This is a genomic window from Phenylobacterium sp. LjRoot219 (assembly GCF_964252995.1).
Taxonomy (GTDB): domain Bacteria; phylum Pseudomonadota; class Alphaproteobacteria; order Caulobacterales; family Caulobacteraceae; genus Phenylobacterium.
Genome location: NZ_CAXUQI020000003.1, coordinates 147398 through 170422 on the forward strand (window position 1 = coordinate 147398; position 23025 = coordinate 170422).

The following is a 23025-nucleotide window of genomic DNA, read 5'->3' on the forward strand; positions in this document are numbered from 1 at the left end:
GATAATATGCGCTAATTCGTTCGGATTTAGCGAAAGGTCGCGCGCTTGGACATTTCTTTGCGACAGCTCCGCGTGTTCGTGGCGACGGCGCGCGAGGGGGGAGTGGCGGCGGCCTCGCGGACCTTGCGCCTTGCGCCAGCGAGCGTCAGCGTGACGCTAAGGGATCTTGAGGCGACCCTTGGCGTGAAGCTTTTCGAGCGTGGGACCCACCGGCTTCGCCTGAATCCAGCCGGAACCGCCCTTCTCGGCGATGCGGAGCGGCTGCTGCTGTCGGCGCGGAACCTGGCGGCGCGGCATGGCCAGCAGCGCCTCGCAATCGGCGCCTCGGTGACGGTCGGAAACTACCTGCTTGCGCCTTTGCTGCAGGCCTTGCGCGTGCGTCACCCGGCGCTGCAGGTCGAGGTGCTGGTGCGCAACACCGAGCAAATGTGCGAAGCCGTGCTGAGCGGCCGGGTGGACCTTGCGTTCGTGGAAGGTCCGTTCTCGCGTCCGGAACTGCATGTGAGCCGCTGGCGCAGCGATCCATTGGTCGTGTTCGCCGCGGCCGATCATCCGCTTGCCCCGGGCGCGAGCTCCGCGCAGCTGCAAGCTGCGAGCTGGATACTGCGCGAAGAGGGGGCGGGAACGCGGAAATCGTTCGATGCAATCGTCGCCGGCTGGCCAGCCGCCCCAAAGGTTGTTCTGACGCTCGGCGGCAACGAACTCATCAAGACCATGGTCAAGAACGGCGATGCGCTCGGCTGCCTATCCGAGGCCGCCGTTGCGGGCGAGGTCGGGCGCGGCGAGCTGGCGATCGTTCCGACACCTTTCCCGATGCTCGACCGCGAGCTCTCGATCATTTCCAGGTCGCATCTTCCCACAGGGGGGCCCATCACGACCTTGGTGGAAGCCTGCGCGCGGACGATAAACTGAGTAATCGCGTGCGACGTTCAGGGGCAAACATTCATGCGTTTCCGACCCATCGGACGATGACCCGGTCCGCGCGAAGGTTGCCGATCGGGCGCTTGCCGCAGGAGGTATCGCTGGGAAAAGGTGCGCCTGGCGTATCGGCGTATGCGGAGCAGCGCGCTCATGGAGGGGGGCGAGCCGTGCCGTGCGCTGCGCCAGATGGAGGGGCGCCGCAGGGCCGTGACGCTCCCCCCCAGGTTCGCCGCGAGGCAGGCTGGCATGGACGTCTTGGGGCGCCCGCTCGCGAGCTTTGCGCGGGTAGTGTGGAGGAGGCTCGCACGAGGACTTCTTCCTCCCGTCCGGCGACGGTCCTTGACCTAGGGCTTGCGGATCGAGCATGACCGACGCCGACGGGAGCGGCGGCAAGCCAGGGCGATGCTCGATCCGGAACCGCCGCGGCGCTCGGCCTGACGCAGATCCCCTAGGATATGCCGACCGAACCGGTTTCAGCGCCGAAGTCGCCGCTGCGGGATATGGTCCACGCGCGCTGGGCCGTGTGAACAGGCGATCCGCCCACAGCCACAGACCGTGCGGACTCCAGGCTGGTCAATCAGACCAGCCCAATCTCCTTGGCGTAGGTCTCGAGCGCCGCGAAGCCCTCTCGACCGACCTCGCCGACCTTCTTGTTCGGCCAGGGCGTGACAACGACATGCTCGACACCCTCAGCGGCCATGGCTTCAAGGCCTTCGCTGTAAAGAGGCCCCAAGACGGTGCAGTTGAACTGGAATGGCTCCCCGGCGCGATTGGCGTCCGCCAGATGCTGCTTGATCGCCGCAATATTCTCCGCCTTGCTGCTGCCGGAGGTTCCTTGCCAGCCGTTGCCGAGATGGCCGGCTCGCCGTTCCGCCGGGCCGGCGCCGCCGCCGATCAGGATCGGCAAGGGTTTTTGAATCGGCTTTGGCCAGAATCCGAGCGGGCCGAAGTTGAAGAAATCGCCGTGGAACTCCGGCGTTTCTTCCTCGAACAGCACCCGAAGCGCGCGGATGCTCTCGTCCAACTTCTTGCCGCGCGTCTTCCACTCGTTGTTGGTGGCGGCGTATTCCCCCTCGCTCCAGCCGAGGCCGACCGCCAGATCGAGCCGGCCCCCGGAGATTACGTCCAAGGTAGCCACCATCTTTGCGGCCAACAGCGCTTCCCGCAGGGGCAGCATGTAGATGCCGACGCCGAGCCGGACCTTCTTCGTGACCGCAGCGACGGCGCTCAGCGTGATCAAGGGATCCATGAATTCGGAGTCGGGCCCGAAGGCGACATCATCCGGCCCGCCGGCGGGGCCCTTGGCGATCACCGACGGGAAGTTTTTCCACCAGCCCTCATATTTCGGCAACCCGATGTGCTCGCCCGACCAGACCGAGTAGAATCCGAGTTGTTCAGCCAGCTGCCCGACCTCGACCTGCAGCTCCGGCTTCATCCAGACGATGTTCAGTCCTACCTTAAGTGGCGGCGCCATGACGTGCCCTCTCTCAACAATGGTGATTGCTGCATTGCCAGCCGCGCGAAGCCTCCGGTGAAGGAAGCGGCGCAGGTTCGCTGTCCTGAGTACCGACCTGTAAGGCAGCAGGAGTTGTTGTGTATGCATGCGTCGTAAAGGAGGGGCGCTTGGGACACAAGGGGATTTGCGATACTCAAGTTGCGTTGGGCGCAAAAATGCATGCATAACCGCCGGGCGCTGCCGCCGCCTGGGGGCGATGCCGTGATGTGAGCGGCCGTGTTGCGTTGTAAGTTCGGGGCGCTTCGGCTGCGGACGATGCGGCCAGGCTTGCGGGTCGAGGGCTTGCCGCTTGACTGTGAGATAGGGCTTCCAAGGATGCCGGCCTCCACGCCGCAGGAGCCCCAAGCCTTGCACGGGAAGCCTTGGCTGGCATGTCCTTGCGGCGCGACCGCGCGGGTCGCTGGCGCGCAAAGGCGGCCATGCTCTGCTACGGTCGAGACTCCTGCACCGATTGGCGCGGCCGAACGACCGGGCTTAGCGCGCCGCTGCAGGTACAGGGAAGCGAAGGGGGCTCGCGATGGGCGGCTCCGAAGTCGTCGTGCAGAGGCGGCCGCAGGGGCGCGCTTGCGCTGGAGCTAGACGGATTTGTTCAGGATTGTTCGATCGGGACGGCCTCGTGCGGCCGCCCGCGGGCGACGGCTTGCTGCTCGCGCTCGCGCTCAAGCTCGATTCGAACATTCACGCTCGAATTATAGACGTGTTCGCGGATCAGATATTCTGCGCGCTGGGCTTGCCGTAAGCGAAGAGCCTCCACGATCACCTTATGCTCGGCATGGGCCGAGCGCATTGCGGCCAAGGCGGCCCGCAGGTTCGTGTCGCTGAACAGCAAAGCGCCCGGGGACGTCGCGGGTATTCGCGTCACGGCGTCGATGGCGAGCTCAAGCGCAACGTTGTTGGCGGCCGTCAGCAGAGCGCGGTGGAAGCGTTCATTCAGTTCGCTCCACCGCCGCATGGCGCTCTCATCAAGTTCGGAGACCCGGACGAGGTCGTCGCCCTCTCGGAGGCAATCGTCCAGCTCCAGCCAAACCTCTGGCGAGACGCCGTTCTCGGCGGCCAGCCGGCAGGCCAATCCCTCCAGCGTCCCCCGCACCTCGTACGCGGAAAGGACGTCCTTGATGGCGAAGCTGCGGACCCGAAATCCGCGATTCGGCGATCCCTGCACGAGACCTTCGCTCTCGAGGGCCGGAAGAGCCCATCGCACCGGCGTGCGTGAAACCCCGAGCCGCTCGGCGATCGCCTTTTCAAGGATCCTTTCGCCCGGTGCGAACTCGCCGTTCAAGATCATGCTGCGTAGACGGAGAACGACCTTTTCAACTGCTGTTGGCATGCCTCAACCTTCGATGCGTCACCGCTAACACCAAACCTCATCGGCTGTCGATCCACGGTCCACGGATTCGCAGGCCGCCGGTCCTGGCGCCGCCCCGCCGGCGGCGGTAGGTTTCAGCGGCTGCCGGATCGGCGAACTCGACGCCCTGCGGCCGGCGCGCAATCGACGTCAAGGCCCCCGGGCCGGCCGCCACCTCGGGTATGGGCAATCTGTGGCCGAGCCGGGCGACGGTGCGTGGCCGTCCTCGTCGTCCCCGGGCCAGCCAGCAAATGCGATATGAATGCATAGAGGGGGATTGTGGTCCCGCCAGCGTGGCGCTCGGGGGGCGTCAATTGGTCGGAGGCGAGAGATACCTACGCAAATACAGAACGTTGGTGGAATATAGGGCTGTCCCGTCATGCCGGGGCCGCGCGATCGTCGTCGTTTCAGGGTTGACGATGCATGCATTATGCCGCTTCAGTCCTTCTCGCCGTGCAGGCCCAAGAAGGCGGAGATTTGTGCACCTATGCCGAACATTGAAACCCCGGTACTGATCGTCGGTGGGGGCCCCGTCGGCCTCGCGCTAGCGGTCGAGCTCGGTTGGCGAGGCGTAGCGTGCGTGCTGGCCGAGAAGGATGGTCCTGACGCACGCAGGACCCATCCGAGGATGGACGCCGTCGGGATCCGGACGATGGAGTTCGCTCGCCGGTGGGGATTGGTCGACGATATCGAGCATTCGGGATTTCCCCGCGATCTCCCGCTCGGCGTCGTCTACACGACGGGCATCCTCGGGCCGGAGCTGGCGCGCGACGCCGTGGGCGCCATGAACGAGCGGCCGCAATCGCCGTTCAGCCCGCAAAACCACGAGCTCTGCCCGCAGAATTTCTTCGACCCGGTCATGCAGAAGGCGGCCGCGTCCTATGCAGGCAATCAAATCCTTTTCCACCATCGCCTGGCCGAATTCGAGGATCGGGGGGATCACGTCCTGGCCAGGCTGGAAGCGGCCGACGGAGGGCCGTCGGTCAACGTCCGGGCGCAGTACCTCGCGGCCTGTGACGGCGCAGGCAGCTTCGTCGCCAATCAGCTTGGCGTTACGCCGAAGAATCCGCGTTTGCTCAGCAACAGCACGAACATCTTCATTCGGTGTCCGGAACTGGCGCGTCGCGCAGGCGATCGACGCGCCTATCGATACATGCTCATCGGCGCAGAAGGAACCTGGGGAACGATCGTCAACATCGATGGTCGCGACATATGGCGGCTTCAACTGCTCGGCGATGAAACCTGGCCAGCTTGGTCGGACGCCGAAATCCAGGCGTTTGTGCGCCGAGGAATAGGTGCGGACGTTCCGTTCGAGGTCTTTTCTTGGACGCCGTGGGCCAGGCGCGCGTTTGTTGTTGACCAATATCGGGTCGGCCGGTGCTTCCTCGTCGGCGATTCTGCGCACCAGCTTTCCCCGACCGGCGGCTATGGCATGAACACCGGCATCGCCGAGGCGGTGGACTTCGGCTGGAAGGTGGACGCCATCTTGAGCGGGTGGGGCGGCGCTTCGCTGCTCGACAGCTACGATGCGGAACGTCGTCCGGCGGCCATCCGCAATGTCGCCCAGGCTTCCGAGAACCTGGCGGCCATGCGCTCAGTGCCGGCGGAGCCTCGCTTGCTCGACCTGGATGCGGCCGGCGCGGAGGTTCGTGAGGCAATGGGCGCGCTGACGCAGAAGGTCATGCAGCGTGAGTGGCTCTCCTTCGGCATCCATTTGGGCGCGGTCTATTGGGACTCTCCGATTATTGCTCATGAGACGCCGCGCCCGCCGCAAGATGATGTGGCAGCCTACGTCCAGAGAGCTTACCCGGGCTCGCGGGCGCCGCATGCTTGGCTGTCGACGGACAAGTCGACCTTGGACCTGTTCGGGCGGGGCTTCGTCCTGCTGGATTTCAGCCAGTCGGACGCCCCCGGGCTTTCCGAACTGACTGCGGCCGCAGTGCGGGTCGGGCTTCCCCTCGAGCATGTGCGCATCGCTGAGCCGCACGCCGCCGAGCTGTATGAGCGCACTTACGTCCTCGTTCGACCCGACGGCTATATCGCCTGGCGCGGCGACGCCTTGCCCGATAAGCCTGACGCGTTGGTCGACCTCGTCAGGGGCGAAGCGGCGGCGCTGCAAGCCTAAACGCCCGAAGCGGAGGCAGCGTAGGCTATGGCGTTCAAAGCTGGATGGTGAAATCGGTCCGCCGGCGGCGCCGTGTAGGCGTCGATCGACCCAACCGGGCTTAAGCGCGTACTCCTGATTGAGATGCGCTCGGCAAGGGAAGCGATGCTGATTTCCCAACGCCGGTCCCCGTCCGGATAAGGCTGGCGGCCGAAAGCCGCGGGGCGGTCCAGCTGAAAGATCTCAACGCATCGTCTGGCCGGCACTCCAGGAGCTGAGTGACGGTGCGTTTCAGCGGCGATTTGTTGGATTCTAGGAGGATCGGATGAACCAGGACGAATTCGCGGAAATTCGGCGATTTGCGGATCAGTGGGCATGTCAGAAGGTCCACGAGCGGTATTGGTATGGTGAAGCAAAGCGTGACGTTGATCTGATTTGCTCCGTCTTCACTGACGATGCGCGCTATTCCAATGCCAACGGGATCGCGGAGATTCGAAAGAAAATTTCAGGCTACATGTCTGAGATGCACCCAATCATAGAGAACTTTCATGTTCTGCCGATCGCCGTCGATATTCAGGTGGATGGTGACCGTGCCAGCGGCGAGATCCGTGGCGTAGCGTTCAACCCGGTCCGCAAGCGCGACGGCAGCCGCAAGGTGCTCGTCGTCGGGGTCGGCTATATTGACGAGTTCGTCCGGACGCCGGCAGGCTGGCGAATCTCCGCAATGCGGGGGATCGAGGGCGGCTGGGACGTGGCTCACGACAACACCTGGCAATTCGAAGCTGACCTCAATCCCAACGCGCTACGCGAGCTCTTCACCTCCTGGCGCTCATGATCGCCGCCTCGGGGAGGTCAGGCTACCGTTCGTTGTTGGTCGGCGCCTGAAAAGACGGTCGGCTCCCCGAGCCTTTGTGAGGATCACCGAAGTGGGCGGCGCGCGTTTGAACTTGGGGGCGAGCAGCGTCGTCCCGCGTGAGTAGTGATCCGCGGCGGCGCCGGCGAGGGGCGTCTATGGACGCCTCTGCTCTTTGTCTCCGGAGCGGCGCTCCCGGCGGTCGGGCCCTCGCGCGCAAACAGTTGCGCCTGTCGCCGGGACAATGGGATATGACGCGCCTTGCGCTGGGACGGGCACGAAGGTTGGATGCAGATGGACAGGCGACAGCCGGCGAAAGGCGGCGACAAGCGACCCCAGGGGGTTCGGTCGGCTACCGTCGGAATGGCAGTCCTGAAGGTCCTGATGGAAAGTCGCCGAGCCCTGCACCTGCGAGAGATCGCGCAGAATGCGGGCATGGCCCCCAGCAACGTCTACCGATACCTGGTCAGCTTCGTTGACGCGGGCATGGTTTCGCAGGATCCGGCAACCGCCCAATACGACATCGGGCCGTTGGCGGTTGAACTTGGCCTGGCCGCGCTGCGTCGCGTGGATGCGATCGAAGCGGGCGTGGAGGCGCTCAGCTGCCTTGTCCTGGAGCTCGAGTTGGACGGACATCTGTGCGTCTTTGGGTCCGCCGGGCCCACCGTGGTCCGCTGGAAAGGCCGCCCCGATGTCGCCCTGCGGGTGCAGGAAGGCCTCGTCCTGCCGGTCGTAAGTTCTGCGACAGGTCGCGCTTGGGCGGCCTTTCACCCGGTGGAGCGCTCCAAAGTGCTGCAGGCGCGAGAGATGAAGCGGATCGCCGCCGCGACCGCCGCGACGCCTCAAGCGATTCAGGACGATCTCGACCATAAACTTGCCGCGATACGCGCGAGCGGGATTGCAGTGTCCTGCAACGAACTGCGCCCGGGCGTCACGGCGCTCTGCGCGCCGGTGTTTGACCGCGACGGCGTAATGACGGTCAGCCTGACCCTGCTTGCGCCAACCGAAGGTTTCGACTCCTGCCTTGCCGGCGCGCCGGTCGCGCTCCTGCGTAGCCGCTGCGAGGAAGTCTCGAGGCGCCTCGGCTGCGGCGCAACGGAGCTTCTGAGGTATCCCTGGCGCGCAGCCGCCGGCTAGCTGACGGTTGCAGCTGCGTCTGGCGTGAGTTCGTCGAGCCGGGCCTGATGACGGCGGCTGTCCAAGCAGGTGTCGACCTTGTACGCCGCAGGGCTATCGCGATACCGCCAGAGCCATGAAAGATGTCTGTCAAAGGGGGCGGCCGCCACGACCACTTCGCGGTTGCTTCCCGCGGCGCCCAACATATTCTACCAAGTAGTAGAACTGAGCGGCTGGCGATCGTGGCAGCCGACTGAGGTGCGGCGCCGGCCAGGCCAAGCCGCCTGAGGCGTGCTGAAGTGCGCCCGCACTCGGATCTCCGCAACGGCGCCCAAACGGCCAGTCGTCGCGCGGCCCGGGCGAGGTCAGCATTTGATCGATGGCTGCCAGTGGACGGCTTGGCATGGCGACGAGGATGGAGTGGATGGGCAGGCTGCAAGATCGGGTTGCGATCGTCACAGGCGGCGGTCGCGGTATCGGACGCGCGATCGCCGAGCTCTTCGCCCGCGAGGGGGCCAAGGTGGTGATCGCGACGCTCAGCCTCGAGCCAGGGCGGGAGGCGGTGAAAGCGATCATGGCCGCTGGCGGTCAGGCGACGCTGGTCCCCCTTGACATGGGCGACCGCGACAGCGTGCGCCAGATGGTGGCCAAGGCGGCCGCGGTTTATGGCGGCATCGACATTGTGGTTCACAATGCTGCGCATATTCCTTTTGGAACAATCGACAAGCTCGCCGAGGAGGAATTGGACAGGACCTTTGACGTCGGGGTGAAAGCCTGTTTCTGGCTGACCAAGGACGCCTTGCCGTATCTCCAGCAAAGCGCGGCAGGACGGATATTGGTCACGTCCTCCATTGCGGGGCTGAGCAATGCGATCATTGGCATGACGCATTATTCCGCTGTGAAATCAGCGATCAACGGCTTCGTGCGCGGCGCGGGTCTGGAGCTTGCCCGCTATGGCGTTACGGTCAACGCGGTTGCGCCAGGACTGACTGACTCCCCCCATTTGCGCCGGACCGCCTCACCCGCGGCGATCAAGGCGATCTCAGCGCGCATTCCGCTCGGCCGGCCGGCCGAGGCAATGGAGCAGGCCCTCGGCTTTCTCTATCTTGCATCCGATGATGCGGCTTACATTACCGGGACCGTGCTCACGATTGACGGCGGCCGCATTCTCGGTGACCCGGCCGGGTTGGAACTCGATCAGGTCATGACCTAGAGCCGCTTCCGTTCAATCTACGTCGTAGACGCGGTGGCTGAAGTCGTTGTTGGATTCAGCTGCGGTGAAGACGTTGATGCGTCGTTCAATCGCCGCGGCTTCGCGCCTGAGCGTTTACAGCTTCTTGACCCGCTCCAAACTTGGGCCGCATTGAGACAGAAGCGCGTTCGGCGCCCTGGTGGCGGCTCGGCGAAAGCATGTCGCGAGCCCGGAGCGTGAAGCACGCCCTCTTGGCGTCGGCCATTTCGCTGCGCCGGCTGCCCCACCGTCGCGATGGGGTCGGCGGAAGCTCGGCGCCTGCACCGCGCCGCACGTATCGCGATGGTCGAGCCCCTCGCCAGCTGGGGCTTCGAAGACGCAGCGTGGAACGTTCTGATCAACCCGCGCCACCGAACCCCTCTCGGCGGGCGAGGAAGGCGAAGGCCTTATGTTCGTCCTGAGATCATGTGCGGCGGGGTAATGCGGAAGCGACGCAAGCTGCGATGACGCACATCGCAACGATTACCCCGACGGTGAGATCGTAAGCGAAGGGCGAGGGATAGCTTTCATTACCGCGGCGAATAACGTCGACCGTAAGGATGGTGGTCACCATTTGCGCGCCGACGCCGAGGAACAGCTGGCGAATAACGGTGAGCATTCCAGAGATTTCGCTGACCCGCTCTGGAGGCGAGGCCTGGGCGATGATCGTCGGCGCGACCGAAAAGAGGATCGTCGCGCTGAAGCTGATGAGGACGAGCTGAGCGATAAGGAATGCGAAGTTCTTAACGTCGACAACGAACCACAGCAGCCAGCCCGCAGCGGTGAAAAGGCATCCCCCGACAAGCGCCATTCGTCCTCTTCCTCGCCCCGCCAGCCAGCCGCCGAGCGGCCCGGCGAATACGGAGCTGAGATTTGACGGCAGTTTGGCCAGGCCCGCCGCCGTCGCGGTAAGGCCCAGTCCGACGATGGTCCACGTCGGCGCCTGCATTAGTAAAGTGAAGAAGACGCTGATCTGCAGCGTGCTCATAGCGGCGAGCGCGGTCACCGCGCAGCCAACCGCGATGGTCCGGTTCGAAAAACTGCGCACCGCGATCAGTGGGTTGCTGCTCGCGATGCTTGCTCGCCACCACCAGGTCACGAGCGCCCCGCCAAGGCCGAGCGCCAGTAGCGGTACCGGGCTGGCCCACCCCCAGGTCTTGCCCATGCTGAAATAGAGAAGGACCAGGGCAATGCCGGGCGCGAACGCGAGACCCGAAATCCAATCAACTGGCTGAGTAGCAGGTCGCCGCGGCGAGGGCGGCACCAGCGCAAAGACGGCGAGAGCGGAAACCGTGCACAGGCCGGCGCTGGTCAAGAATACGGCGTGCCAGTCAAAACGATCGACAAGAACGCCGCCGACGATCAATCCGGCCGCGATGCCGACTGAAGCGCCTGAGGTGATCAACCCGATCCCCATCGGCGCGCGGTCTCTTTCGGCGTTCTCGTGGACGAGGCCGATGCAGAGCGGCAAGACGGCGCCGGTCACACCCTGAAGCAGCCGGCCGATGAGCAGAACGGAGAAATTGGTCGACAGGGCGCTGATCAAGGAGCCCAAGGCGCCGAAGATCAGGACCACGATCAGCGCCGGCCGCCGGCCCAGCAGGTCGCCCAGCCGGCCCACGATCGCTGCGACCCCAGCACCTACAATCAGGTAGCCGGTGATGAGCCAGCCGACCATCGCTGGATCGCCAAAATCTTCGATAAGCCGCTTGAGCGCGGCAAGGATCATGGCTGTCTCGAAAGAGCCGGTGACCTCTGCGACCCAGAGCGCGGAAATGATAAGAGGCAGTTTGCCAGGCGACGTTCGTCTATCGAGCAATCTGCTTCGCTCAATCGTGCCAGTCAGCCAGTTCATCCCCGCCGTCACCCGTTATCCTGCCGATTACCTGCCCACGTCATTCTAGGTTGCTGTCGGCTATCGTTCGCCAGAAGCTGTCCGCTATCGATCGGGTTGAGGAAGCGCGCCTGCGCGCCGGGCGCCCAGGCCATCGCGCGAACGCTCTACCGCTTGCGCCTCGAGGAAATCCCCATGGACGCGGCCGCGGTCGATCACAGATGGGGCGCGGCCGCCGCGCTGCTGCGTGGGCCGCCACGGTCACGCCGCGGTCGGCCAGCAGCGCGCGACGCCCTCCGTGTCGCGAAGACCACCTCCGCTTTGCGCTTCGATCCGATGCGCGTTCTCGTACCCTGGGCCCTGAGACGCGATCGGCGCCCTGCGGTCAGATCTTCAGCAGTTCCTTCTTTGGGATGCCGCTGTGATAACGCGCCAGGAACTCGTCGCGCTCCAGTTCAAGCCCGGAGGGATTGTTCCGGAACGCTTCAGACTTCGTGAAGGCCAGCGTCTCTTCCGGGGTGTCGAAGTTCGCCGAGCAGAACTCGACGATATTTCCCTCCGGATCTTTGTAATAGAAGCTCATCACCGGCCCGTGGTTTGCGACACGGTGCGGGTGGATATCCGCATCGCGAAGGAGTTCGACACGTTTGACCAAGGTGTCGAGGTCGGCTTCCATAAAGTTCGTGTGATTGATGCCGGGCTCGATGTGGCTGGGCTCTCTCAACCAGGGCAGTTCGAAGAAGGCGAAGGTGATGCCAGGCGGGGCGCCGATTCGCCCGAAGCTTGCCCGCACATCCACCGCTCGGACCTGTCTCTCGCCGGGCTGGTACTTCTCTTCCGCGGGCGACTCGGGCGTGTTCTCGAAAGCCCAGTCGATCCCCATGACGGCCGCGTACCAGGCGCGCATCTCGTCGTAGCGGTTGGTCTGCATGACGATCTCGTTCAACCGAGGTTGCGGCAGAGTTCGCACTTGAGCTTGGAGAGCTTCAAAGGAATGGGTCATGGGTGTTGGCCTCAGCGGTCCGCGGTGACGGGAACGGCTTTGTGGACGAAGTCGATGATCGCCTGGATCGCGGCGATGGACTCGGGAAGCTCGGCGTGCGCAGTGGTGAACATCATGGGCGCGTCGAAATAGAGGGTTTCGATTTCGCCGCCGGCGCGCGTGTAAAGCTTGGTGAAGCGCTCGGACTCTGTTCCGGGAAAGTCGGAACTCGGGTCGCGATAGTTGTGGACGTCGTCCTGGGTGCTCTGCACCCATAGCGCCGGGACGAGCTCTGCGGGCTCGCCCCGTTCAAGCATCAACATCGGATTGCCCTCGGTCATCGCCGCCTCGCTCCCCCAGTAGTTGTCATGCATAGGGATGAGGTTCGCCGCCCAGGAGGGTTCATCCGGCTTGCCAAGGAACGCCTTGGCGTAGCGATATCGGCCGCTGGGATTGATCACCGGCCAGAGCATGACGACGCAGCGCAGCCGCGCGTCGAATCCTTCCCCGCCAGGCGGGGCGGGGAGCGCCGCGTAGCGCGGGTCGTCCGGTCGCATGGAGATCAGCATGGCTTGATGGCCGCCAGTGGAGTTGCCGGACGCGGCGACCAGGTCGGGCCGCGTCTTCAGGCTCTGGGCGTTGGCCTTCACCCAGCGGATGGCGTAGTGAATGTCGGCCAGGGACCGTGGATATGCCCCTTCGGCGCCTTGGCGGAAGTCGAGCGCGACGACCACCACGCCGTTGCGGGCGAGCGACTCGTGCAGGTTCTTACCGCGGGTGCGGTCGAAAATTGACCAGCCGCCGCCATGCAGCTCGACAATGCAGGGGAACGGGCCCTCGCCCTCCGGGCGGTATACCCTCGCCAGCAGAGGCTTGTCGTCATGTCGCAGGTATTCGACGTCTTCGACGGTGAACGAACCGGTCTGCATGTCAGCCCCTCCCATAGGTCTGCGGCTCGGACGCAGACGCGCCCGGCGGTTCATCGACAATGAAATTGCGCAGAACGCCGAGGCCCTCGATCTCCACCTCAACCGTGTCGCCGTGAACCATCCAGAGGGGAGGGCGGCGCGCGCCGCCGATGCCGGCGGGGGTGCCCATAGCGATCACGTCGCCCGGTTCCAGCGTCATCGCCTCGCTTAGCAGCTCGATGGCGTGGGCGACGCCCACGATCATGTGCGAGGTGTTGGCGTCCTGCTCCACCACGCCGTTCAGCCGTAGCTGAATCCTGAGTCCATCGCCGCCGGCGGGCAGCTCGTCGCGCGTCGCCACCCATGGTCCAAAGCCGCCGGTGCGATCGAAGTTCTTGCCGACCGTCCAGGTCGGCGACTTCATCTGGTAGTCGCGCAGGGTGATGTCATTGAAACATGCGTAGCCGAACACATAGTCCAGCGCCTCCTCGCGCGAGACGTAACGTGCGCGGCGGCCGATCACGCAGGCCAGCTCGGCTTCGAAATCCAATTGATGAGAGACGTGCGGGAGGGGCGCGGCTTCGCCGTGTCCAGCCAGAGACGAGGCGGAACGCATGAAGACCGCGGGGTAAGCCGGCGCCTCAAGTCCGCCCTCGCGCGCGTGTTCCGCATAGTTCAAGCCGAGGCAGAGCACCTTTCCCGGGCGCGGAACCGCGGGTGCGAGCGTGAGGCCGGCCAGCGGCATCCTTCGGCCGGGGCCCTGCAGGGCGGTCTGCGCCGCGGCGATCAAGGCCGGACCCAAAGCGAGCGCCGCGGTGAAGTCGCTGGGAACCGCCGGGTCGGCCGCATTGAGATCCACCGCGACGTTGCCGTCAGTCACCGCAAGCCGCGGATCGCCGTTCAGAAGGTAGGAAATGAATTTCATGTGCCGTTACTGATATAGCAATGCGTTACCCATTACGGCATGACGGTATGCGCGGCAAGGTGGATATGCCGCTTACGGCTTGATTGGGCGGGCCGCGGCGCGGCGCGGCAGGATGCGGGGACCTGGTGGGCAATCCCGCGCGGGCGATCGCGCTGTCGATCCCGACCGCGCTCGCGGGCCGCGACGCGCCGTGCGTGCGAGGGCGCTGCGGCTGGCCGGTGGCCGGCAAGGGCCCTCCATCGGCCCCTTTCGGACTCGGGTTGACGTGGCGTCGGTTCATCGCGCCCCCGCGGAGCCAGCTCCCGCGAACAAAAGCGAATGTTATTCGGAAATAGGGTTGCGCCAGGGCGGGTTGGTCTTCAATATGATCGGCGCGTCCACCCGAACGCGTTTCTGCGGCGGGCGCATGGACCGGACCCGCTGCGTTCCAGTCTCGTTTGTTGACTTAAAGGGGTCTCTCGTTGGTCAAGATCAGCTTAGACGCGGCGTCCTGTTGCGGGACCGGGTATTGCGAGCGTGTCGCCCCGGAAATCTTCAAAGTCGTTGATGACAAGGTCACGCTTCGCGAGGACGCGGATGTGACTTCAGTGGAGCCGGAGCGCATTCGGCGCGCCGCATCAGCGTGTCCTTGGCGTGCGATCCTGGTCTCGGACTGAGGCGCGCAAGCCCAGCTTTGAAGTCGTGCCGCTGCGAGCGGCGGAAAGGTTTGAATAATGTCTACCGATATCCCTGTCGTGGATCCCAAGGAAATCCCGATGATCGTGCAGGGAGACGATGACTGGCGAGCGCGCTTCGACGCCTTGCGCGAGGCCTACCCCTTCTTCCGCGTGGGGGATGATCCGATGATCTGGTCGACGCGTTACGACGCGGCCGTCGAGGTGTTCAAGAATGGGGAGCTGTTCTGGCAGGGCCCGTTCGGCGACGGGCCGCATCTGCACGGCTTCGGCGAAGTGGTCTGTGACAACGAGCAGGCTGAAGCGGCCATGAGGCGGCACGTCCTTGTGCGCCAGGCCCTCATGCCAATGTTCACCCCTGCCCGAGTTCAGGCTTGGGAGGGCGTGATTGATTCGGTGGGCCGCGAGCTGATCGATGGTTTCGCAAAGCGCGGCCACTGCGATTTCGTCCACGACTTCGCGCGCCTTTTCTTCCCCAGGATCGGCGCAGACATGCTGGGCGCTCCGAAAGAAGATTGGGACCAGCTCTGCGAGTGGGAGCACGAGGCGTTCAAAGTCCCGGCCGGCTCGCAGTCGGCGGTGTACAATCTCGATAACGCAGCGGTCCACAACGTCGTCGAGTACGTCGCAAAGCTGATGGCGGACAAGAGGGCCAATCCCGATGATCGTTTCGCCAGTTGGGTGGTCAAGCTGCAGGACGAAGGTCAGCTGACGCCGGAGGAAGCGACCTGGGCGATGCAGATCTTCGTGTTTGGCAGCGGGCATACGGTGGCCTCCCACCTAACCTATGTGTTCCGCTATCTTGCCGATCATCCCGAACTGCAGGCGCGCCTCGCCGCGGAGCCGGATTGCGTGAACGCCGTGTGCGAGGAGCTCCTTCGCTTGTATCCAATCGGCGGACATATGCGGACCGTCACCGCGGATACGGTTTTCCACGGTCTGGAGATGAAAAAAGGCACCAAGATCTTCATCAACTATAGCATGGTGAACCGTGACCCGCGGGTGCCTGGCTTCGACCGCGTGGATTTCGATCGCAAGGTCAACAAGCACTTGGCCTTCAACCAGGGTTGGCGGCAGTGCATCGGCCTGTTCTTTGCTAGACGTGCGCGGAACTTCGCTGTGAGTGAGTGGCATAAGAAGATCCCGCAATATTCGCTGGACCGGTCTGAACCATTGGTCGATCAAGTCTATGCGGGCGTCGGATATCACGCGCTGCCGCTGAAGTGGGACGCGGCCTAGTTCGGACGGAATCGCCCCATCACCCCGGTGCGGCCAGAAGCATCTCAGAACGAACTCGCCTCTGGGCCGCGCATACTGCTGAAGATGGCGCCGCGGCGGCGCGCGGTTAGGCGCCAGCATCCTGAAAGTTGCGGACTCATGGGAGTTCGCTGAGTGGAACGCCGTCTTTCAAGAACGCTCGTTCTTGGAAGACGGCGCCAATGCAGACGTCGCCGCCCGGAGAGGGCGGCCTGAACGGCTCTTCAAGGAGGGACACACTATGGCCAACGGACGGCCCGCCACTATCGTCACTGGCGCCTATGGCGGCATGGGGCGCGCCTGTGCGCGCCAACTCGGTCGGCGGGCGGACCTGGTCCTCTGCGACCTAGACGAAGGTCGCCTGGAGACCTTCGCTGAGAGCCTGCGCGAGGAAGGATATACGGTAGCCGCGACCGTCGCCGGGGACCTCTCCCAACCCGGCCTCGCCCAACGGGCGGTGGACGCCGCCCGTGCGGCTGGACCGTTGCAGGCTGTGGCGCACACGGCCGGCGTCTCGCCGTCGCTCGGCGCCTGGGACGTGATTTTGCGGGCCAACGTGATCGCGACCGAGCGTCTGCTCGTCGCCCTTGAGGCCGACCTCGAGCGAGGACTGGCGGTTGTCCTGATCTCCTCCATGGCCGGCCACATGACGCCGGCGCGACCGGCCGTCGACGCGCTCCTGGACGCGCCCCTGGAGGGAGATCTGCTTCAGCGGCTCAAGCCGCACCTGGACGGCCTGCTCAATCCCACCGACCGCTCCGGCCCAAGCAGGCCCGCCTACGGCGTGTCCAAGCGCTGGGTGATCCGCATGTGCGAGGCGCGTGCGCCGGCTTGGGGGCGATCCGGCGCCCGGATTGTCAGCGTCTCGCCGGGATTGATGTGGACCCCGATGGGACGCGCCGAGGCCGACGGCAATCCGGACGCCGCTGTGGTCGGCGCCAACACGCCCGTCGGGCGCTGGGGCACCGCCTTGGACATTGCCGACGCGGTGGATTTCCTGACCTCCGAACGCGCCGCCTTCATCAGTGGCACGGATCTGCGCGTCGACGGCGCCGCCACGCCGGGCATGCGGGGCGTGGCCTTCTGATCGTCATAGAGTCCGCAAGGGTTTTGTTTTTGGGCGCGCCTTCGAAAGGTCGCCCACGAAGTTCGCGAGCTTCAATCTAGCCGCTCGCTCCGCCCTACGCGCATTGGGGCGGCGAGTGGGGCGGACGATCGCGGAAAGCCGTGCGCCCCACGCCGGAATCAACAGGGATCGCAGGATCCTCTGGGTTCCGGCATTCGGCTCGCCGCTCCCGGCGCCGCAGCCGGTTCGCTCCTTCCCCATAGAAGCAGGGTTCGCTCGAAGGAAGCTTGCAGCGCGCCCGGCGCCTCGCCCGGCCTTCGTTCGCGCCATTTGCGCCGTTCATACCGGTGCAGATCGAGAAGGCCGTCAGTGGGGCGTGCGTGACCTCGGCGGGTGCGCGCCAAGCTTCGACGGCGCTGGCGAACGGGCGGGGTCTTCGTCCTTTGGGGACGTCTTCGTTCGCAAGCGCAAGAGACGCCTGGCCTTAGCGAAGCGCAATGGGGCCCGACGCGGCCGATGGCCGTGAGAAACGGACTTCATGCATTGGCGTCGCCGAGTTCGTCGGCCGGCATTGTTCTTGTTCCTCTCGCCGAATCCGACAGGACTGGCCTCCTTTACTTGGTCTGGGTGCGGTCTCGCGCCTTACGATCCTGCACGACTGATGGTCTGTCGCCGGACGAGCGGCCCCCACGAGGCGGGCCAGGTAGAGGAAGTCAGGAATGTTCTACACGGGTCTCGGCAAACTCCGCCCTCGAAGGCAAGTCCGATGTGGGAGCGGGCGGCCGAGATTGCATGCATTGTAAGCGCAATGTGTGCGGTGACCCTCTTGTATTGCCGGTGGACGTCCTCTAGGAAGCATGCATATCGCGTGGTTGCGCTTGAGGAAAGGCGGCGACCCTGCCCGTGATCCGGGCCTCGGGGCGGCGCTTTCGCGAGATTTGAACGAGATTTGGGAGAGAAACATGTTTCAACGGGGACCCGTACTTTTGCACTCTTTGCTCGGCGCGACTGCGTTGAGTCTTGCTCTTCCTGGTTGTGGTTGGGCGCAGAGCAGTCTCGAGGAAATTGTCGTCACCGCCCGCAAGCGTGAAGAGCGCCTGCAGAATGTGCCGGTGGCGGTGACCACCCTGGCCGGTGATCAGCTGCAGGCGAGCGGGGTTCGCAGCACCGGGGATCTGACCCGCTTTGTGCCGAACCTCGCGGCCAATGCTCACCCGGCGTCGTCTTCGACGGTCACCTTTGCGATCCGCGGTCAGACGTCCGGCGGCACGCAGCCGACCGTCGACCGTCCGGTGGGCGTCTACGCCGACGGGGTCAACATCTCGCGCATCCAGGGCATGAACGGGGCCTTCTTCGACCTGGCGCGGGTGGAAGTGCTGAACGGGCCGCAAGGCACCCTATATGGGCGCAACACCACGGGCGGGGCTGTCAACCTGATCAGCCGAGACGCCGACTACCATGGCGTCCACGGCTTTGTGGGCGTGGACGTCGGCAACAACATGCTGTTCGCGCCGCGCTTTGCAATAAACCTGCCGCTGATCGAGGACAAGCTGAGCGTGCGCCTGGGGGCGCAAGGGACCTGGCGCCGGGGCTTTGGCGAGAGTGTGACTACGGGTCAGCGGATCGGGGCGGACCGAGACCAACTGGTCGCCCGCGCGACCGTCGTCGCCGATCCCTGGGAAGGCGTCAATCTTAAGGGGAAGGCCGAGTTCTTCCGCACCCGAGAGAACGGCAACCTCATCACCGCTGTTGGACTTACGCCGGGCGGAGTTGCGACGATCGCCGCGGGATACCAGCTTGGTCTTCCCAACCCGACGTCGGCCGCGTCGCGGGCGATCGCGGCTGACGCGCTTGCCGCGCAGTTCACGAGGTCCAAGGATGACTATCGGCGGACCTTCTATGAGCATCCGCAGCACGACAATTTCAACGGTCAGAATTTCGGCTTGACGGCGACATTCGATCTTTCGCCCGATGTCAAGCTGAAGTCGATCACCGGCTACCGTCATTTTACGAACAATGTGCTGACCGACTTGGACGGCACGAGCTTTCGCTTGCTGTCGGTCGGCTTAGGCCGCTTCCCGGACGGGCCGTTGGTGCAGGCCGCTCCCGGCTTGCCGCCCACCGCCTTCCAGAGCGACCCGGGCCCTGAGCAGAGCAACCGGTTCTTCTCGCAGGAATTCAATCTCTCGGGCACGGCCTTCGGCGACCGCCTGAGTTGGTTGGGCGGCTTCTATTACTCCAACGAGGTCAGCTCGTACACGCAGGAGGTCCAGGCCTTGCCACCATTGGTGACGGTGGCTGGCGCTCCTGTGGCGAACATTTTCGACGGCAGCAAAATCTACAACGGCAGCTGGTCGCTTTATACCCAAGAAGAGTTCAAACTCACCAATAAGTTGAAGATTCAAGGGGGCGTTCGTTTCACGGAGGAACGTAAGTTCCTCAATTCTGAGTCGCGGAACTTCAACCCGGCCAATAACACCATCACTTGCCTCACGGGCGTGCCCGGGGTTTTCCCGGCCAACAATCCGGGCGCGTGCCATACCCATAACGAGAAGAGCTGGACCGGCTGGTCGTGGATGGCGGGCGCCAGCTACCAGGCGACCGATGATGTCCTTGTCTATACCCACGTAGCCAGAGGCTTCAAAGGCGGCGCGTTCCAGTTCAGTCAGCCGACCCTGGCTCCGGCCAACCCCGAGTACGCCCGAGAAGTCGAAGTCGGCCTGAAGAGCGACTGGTTCGACCGCCGGTTGCGAGTCAATCTGGCGGCGTTCAATACCGATTACACCAACAAGCAGGAGACGACGAACGTCACGACGCCCCAGGGCGTTCCGGCGACTGTGATCCAGAACGCGGCGAAGGCGGTCCTGCGCGGGTTCGAGGGGGAGTTCGTGGCTCGCCCGGTCGACGCCCTGACGTTGAAAGCGACCGTTGGCTACCTCTGGGGCAAGTACGACTCCTTCCCGGGCGCCCTGCGGGTGAACGGCGGCGCACCTGTGGACGCCAGCGGCGAGCGGTTCTCCCAACCGCCGTGGACCTACAGTCTTGGCGGTCGCTATGAAGCCACGGTGGGCGAGGGGACCTTGGGCGTGCAGGCGGACTGGTCCTGGACGGCCGGCGCCAATCCGTCGGCCCGCCTGATCAACCCGGCCATTCCAGCAGACCTGGTCAACCGGCTCGTCGCGCTTTGCATCGGCAGCTGCACCAACGGCCGAGCCTCGGTGGGGCTGCTGAGCGGCAGTATGGACTACACCGTGGAGGACGCCGGTCTCAAGGTGGGTCTGTTCGTCACGAACCTGCTGAACAAGAAATACCAGATCGCGGGCCCCGACCCGTCCAGCCAGGGCGGAATCATTACCGCCATTTCGACCGAGCCGCGGATGTTCGGCCTGACGATCAGAAAAACCTTCGGCGAAGACTAGGCGCTGCAGGTATCAGGCGGGGCGCAGCGGCGACGCTGCGCCCCTTCCCGAGGGTGGAAATCGCCGCTTGAGCGCCAAACGCGGCTTCCTTGAGACGACGATGCGGTGCGCAACCAGGCGCGTGCGTCTGGACCCTTAAGCACAAATGCAGCGCCTTATTGATTGTCCTTCCGACGCGTTCGGCCCGCTATTCGGGTGGAGCTCCGACGCGTTCTGCGAGCATCCCGATGCTTCGTCGTGATATTCGCGGATGTCGCCTCCTCTGCTCCGAAGAGCTTGAAAGCGATGAACGCCGTGGCTTCGATCAGAGCCGATACTTCTATTTGGGGGGCGGCCGGCGCCAATCCCCTGGCTTCGACGCGGGGCAGAACCGCGGCGGTTCTCTCCAACATGGCGATGAACAAACCAGCTATGGCCACTGGATCCAGCTCTTCCGGAAAGTCGCTTGATTGTTGACGCTCGGCGAAGCGCGCCGAAAATGCACGAAGTAAAGGTTCTACGGACCGATACTCGGCCAATTCGAACCGGTGCTCACCCGCATCGGCTGTGATGCTTCGGATTTTGAAAGCGGTGCGATGACGGCTCCAATGGTCGAAGTGGGCCCGCACAAACTCCCGAGCATCCGATATGTCGGACCACCTTTGTGTCGCCAACGCCACGACCTCTGGAGGGCTTTCCGAGAAGGTTTCTACGAGCTCGAGCACGGCCTCCGTAACGCTCTCGAAGTGGCTATAAAAAGTGGCGGGCGCTACGCCGGCTCGCCGCGTAATGTCCACTGAGCGCAGGTCCCAGACCGGCTTCTCTGCGAGAAGTTCCTCGGTAACGTTCAGTATCCGCCGACGCGTACGATCCCCCTTTGTTTCCTTGCCCTCGAAGACGCCGGCGTCTTGCTCGCTGTGAGGCATGTCTTGCGCTAAGTCCTTTTTGCCGCCGGACATCTATCTTGAAACTCCTTGCCCAGGCCCGCCGCCGCTTCCCTGCTCCAAGCGACAAAGATCGCGCCGTCCCTGAGCGAAAAGGGACTCGTCGGACAATGCCCCATGAGGCGTCCTTCATAGCGCCAAATCCGAGCTGATCCATCAGCGGACTAGAGGCATGGGGGCAGGCTCCGATCGCATGCATCGTTGCGGTCTCGCGCACCTGCGGCCCTCCGTGGCGCCTTGGCCGAGTCACGGGCGGCGCGCATAGGTGTCGCGGACGCGGGCCTTGGACGAGCTCTTTGAGGGGGCGCTGAAGCTGAACCTGTCGGTGCAGATCTTGGCGTAGTTGACGTTGCGACTGACCGCTTAGGTGGCGACGTCGCCCTTCACCTCGGAGCGTTGTCCCGTACGATCGCCTCAGCCTCAGCGCCGCGACCCGAGGACGGGCCGACGCTCTCGGCATCGGTGAGCTCGCGACCGAAGGCCTTGATGAGCCCTCGGAAAATACTGTCGCCGACCAGGCTTGGCGCGCCGGCCGGCGGCGCTGGCGATCTTGGCGTCCGGCCATTCGTCGCGCGTATGGATAGAGAGCGGACAGGCCGCCAGCCGCTCGACCAGCGGCCTGTCCCGGCGCAGGGGCCTATTTGTCCCAGGCTTCGATGATTTTCCAGACCTCGCATTCGGAATCGAATGTCGCGAACATTCCATCCGAGCCGCCCCCGATTACGCGGACGACATCCTCAATCTCGGCCCCGACCAGAGCGCTCATATATTTCGGCCCGGTCGGATAGGTGTCGGGGAAGATCTCCTGCGGTAGCTGCAGATCCGAAATGGTCTTGCCGATGCGCGCGCCCCGCAATGCGTCGCCCCACAATCCGCCGGTCTCGTTCCCCTCGTAGACCAGCATTCCTTCATCGCCCTGGATCATCCATCGTGTCCCGGTCGGCACAGGAGCCGACCACGTCGCCGTTATTGACGCCGGCGCGCCATTCGTCAGCCGCCCTGCCAGCGCGATGGCGTCGTCCGCATCTACGGCGCGCAAGGGCCCGGCGGACAACACTCTCTCGCCAGTTGAAGAGATGCTTTCGACAAGCTCGGGCTTCGCCTTCACCATTGTCGCGCAATACCCGCCATGGGGTTGAATGCCGCCAAACATGAACAGGTAGAGATCGATGAAGTGAGAAATGCTCTGCCTTAAGAGGCCGCCCGTATGGTCTCTCAGAGACCCAAAACTCCAATAATATGTCGCAGGATATTTGGGTTTGACGGCGTAATCAGAGCTGAAGGTGAGGGCGGACATGACGACGTTGCCGAGATAGCCCTCCTGCACACGATCGCGAATTCCGCGGTAGATCGCCGAGTAGCGCATTTCGTGGTCGATCGCGTTCACGACCCCCGCGGTCTTTGCAAGCGACGCTAAGCGAGCGGCTTCTTGATAGTTGGTGGCGAACGGCTTCTCGCAAATCACGTGCCGGCCCGCGCCGATGATGGCCTCTACGAGCTCCGCGTGTGCAATTGAGGGCGTCGCGACGTAGATAAGATCTAGATCTCGCCGTTGGATCAGCTCGGTCGCGGAGCTGCAGACGGCGCCCGGCGGCAGAGTTTCGGCAACGGCGCGAACAGCGTTGGGCGACTGATCGTATATCGCCGCCAATTCAACGTCACGAGCCCGAACTATACCGGGTATTATGTTGCGTTGAGCGAAGTTGCCGAGGCCGATTAGTCCAACTCGTGCGGTCATTCTTCCATAACTCTTTCTTCGCCCAGGACGACGCAGGCCCAGGCGCCGGCGATTTACAAGCTTCGGTGCACAGCGCTGGGGAGCGGCGCGCGCATTGGCGGCCGGAATGGTCGCGCCAACTGCTGGACCGGACCCCTCGCGCATTCTCAGCAGCCCACGAGGGATCGTGAACCATCTCAATGGCGATGTAAATGAATGTTATTCGAAAATGCG

At 64.2% G+C, this 23025-nt stretch carries 17 protein-coding genes; 9 read left to right on the plus strand and 8 right to left on the minus strand.

Annotated features, from left to right (window positions below; genetic code table 11):
• The first annotated feature begins 57 nt into the window (after positions 1–57).
• The gene (locus ACSQ14_RS25535) at positions 58–912 is read left to right on the plus strand and encodes a LysR family transcriptional regulator (protein WP_436018130.1); all 855 of its coding nucleotides are present in this window, start codon (positions 58–60) and stop codon (positions 910–912) included.
• Between the two features lie 586 nt (positions 913–1498).
• Here ACSQ14_RS25535 and ACSQ14_RS25540 read toward each other — a convergent pair.
• Both ACSQ14_RS25540 and ACSQ14_RS25545 read right to left on the minus strand, forming a co-directional pair.
• Positions 1499–2395, minus strand: a complete 897-nt coding sequence (locus ACSQ14_RS25540; protein ID WP_436017896.1) for a TIGR03619 family F420-dependent LLM class oxidoreductase — start codon at positions 2393–2395, stop codon at positions 1499–1501.
• Positions 2396–3026: 631 nt separating this feature from the next.
• On the minus strand, positions 3027–3764 hold the full coding sequence (locus ACSQ14_RS25545; protein WP_436017898.1) for a GntR family transcriptional regulator: 738 nt from the start codon (positions 3762–3764) through the stop codon (positions 3027–3029).
• 505 nt (positions 3765–4269) lie between these two features.
• Here ACSQ14_RS25545 and ACSQ14_RS25550 point away from each other — a divergent pair.
• From ACSQ14_RS25550 to ACSQ14_RS25565, 4 genes are all read left to right on the plus strand, one after another.
• Entirely contained in the window at positions 4270–5907 is a 1638-nt protein-coding gene (locus tag ACSQ14_RS25550) for an FAD-dependent monooxygenase (RefSeq protein WP_436017900.1), read from the plus strand.
• A gap of 304 nt (positions 5908–6211) precedes the next feature.
• Positions 6212–6721 carry a nuclear transport factor 2 family protein gene (locus ACSQ14_RS25555; RefSeq protein WP_436017902.1) on the plus strand — a complete coding sequence of 170 codons (510 nt, stop codon included), beginning with the start codon at positions 6212–6214 and terminating at the stop codon, positions 6719–6721.
• A 312-nt stretch (positions 6722–7033) separates the two neighbouring features.
• Positions 7034–7876: an IclR family transcriptional regulator gene (locus ACSQ14_RS25560; protein ID WP_436018132.1), complete on the plus strand. Its 843-nt coding sequence runs from the start codon at positions 7034–7036 to the stop codon at positions 7874–7876.
• 403 nt (positions 7877–8279) lie between these two features.
• Positions 8280–9068 carry an SDR family NAD(P)-dependent oxidoreductase gene (locus tag ACSQ14_RS25565; RefSeq protein ID WP_436017904.1) on the plus strand — a complete coding sequence of 263 codons (789 nt, stop codon included), beginning with the start codon at positions 8280–8282 and terminating at the stop codon, positions 9066–9068.
• Between the two features lie 442 nt (positions 9069–9510).
• Here ACSQ14_RS25565 and ACSQ14_RS25570 read toward each other — a convergent pair whose 3' ends face one another.
• The 4 genes from ACSQ14_RS25570 to ACSQ14_RS25585 all read right to left on the minus strand — a co-directional run bounded on the left by ACSQ14_RS25570 (position 9511) and on the right by ACSQ14_RS25585 (position 13735).
• Complete coding sequence (locus tag ACSQ14_RS25570; protein WP_436017906.1) at positions 9511–10941, minus strand: MFS transporter; 1431 nt, start codon at positions 10939–10941, stop codon at positions 9511–9513.
• 364 nt (positions 10942–11305) lie between these two features.
• Positions 11306–11923 (minus strand): VOC family protein, encoded by a 618-nt coding sequence (locus tag ACSQ14_RS25575; RefSeq protein ID WP_436017908.1) that lies wholly within the window; start codon positions 11921–11923, stop codon positions 11306–11308.
• An 11-nt stretch (positions 11924–11934) separates the two neighbouring features.
• Positions 11935–12831: an alpha/beta hydrolase gene (locus ACSQ14_RS25580; protein ID WP_436017910.1), complete on the minus strand. Its 897-nt coding sequence runs from the start codon at positions 12829–12831 to the stop codon at positions 11935–11937.
• 1 nt (position 12832) lies between these two features.
• Positions 12833–13735: a fumarylacetoacetate hydrolase family protein gene (locus ACSQ14_RS25585; RefSeq protein ID WP_436017912.1), complete on the minus strand. Its 903-nt coding sequence runs from the start codon at positions 13733–13735 to the stop codon at positions 12833–12835.
• Between the two features lie 461 nt (positions 13736–14196).
• On the opposite strand from ACSQ14_RS25585, the gene ACSQ14_RS25590 reads away from it, so the two are divergent.
• The 4 genes from ACSQ14_RS25590 (at position 14197) to ACSQ14_RS25605 (ending at position 20151) form a co-directional block, all read left to right on the plus strand.
• On the plus strand, positions 14197–14391 hold the full coding sequence (locus ACSQ14_RS25590) for a ferredoxin (protein ID WP_436017914.1): 195 nt from the start codon (positions 14197–14199) through the stop codon (positions 14389–14391).
• Between the two features lie 57 nt (positions 14392–14448).
• Positions 14449–15648: a cytochrome P450 gene (locus tag ACSQ14_RS25595; protein ID WP_436017916.1), complete on the plus strand. Its 1200-nt coding sequence runs from the start codon at positions 14449–14451 to the stop codon at positions 15646–15648.
• A 259-nt stretch (positions 15649–15907) separates the two neighbouring features.
• Entirely contained in the window at positions 15908–16753 is an 846-nt protein-coding gene (locus tag ACSQ14_RS25600; protein ID WP_436017918.1) for an SDR family oxidoreductase, read from the plus strand.
• Between the two features lie 941 nt (positions 16754–17694).
• Entirely contained in the window at positions 17695–20151 is a 2457-nt protein-coding gene (locus ACSQ14_RS25605; protein ID WP_436017920.1) for a TonB-dependent receptor, read from the plus strand.
• 155 nt (positions 20152–20306) lie between these two features.
• Here ACSQ14_RS25605 and ACSQ14_RS25610 read toward each other — a convergent pair whose 3' ends face one another.
• Both ACSQ14_RS25610 and ACSQ14_RS25615 read right to left on the minus strand, forming a co-directional pair.
• A complete protein-coding gene (locus tag ACSQ14_RS25610; RefSeq protein ID WP_436017922.1) occupies positions 20307–21089 on the minus strand; it encodes a TetR/AcrR family transcriptional regulator in 783 nt (260 codons plus the stop codon).
• 622 nt (positions 21090–21711) lie between these two features.
• Entirely contained in the window at positions 21712–22956 is a 1245-nt protein-coding gene (locus ACSQ14_RS25615; RefSeq protein WP_436017924.1) for a Gfo/Idh/MocA family protein, read from the minus strand.
• Positions 22957–23025 lie beyond the last annotated feature (69 nt).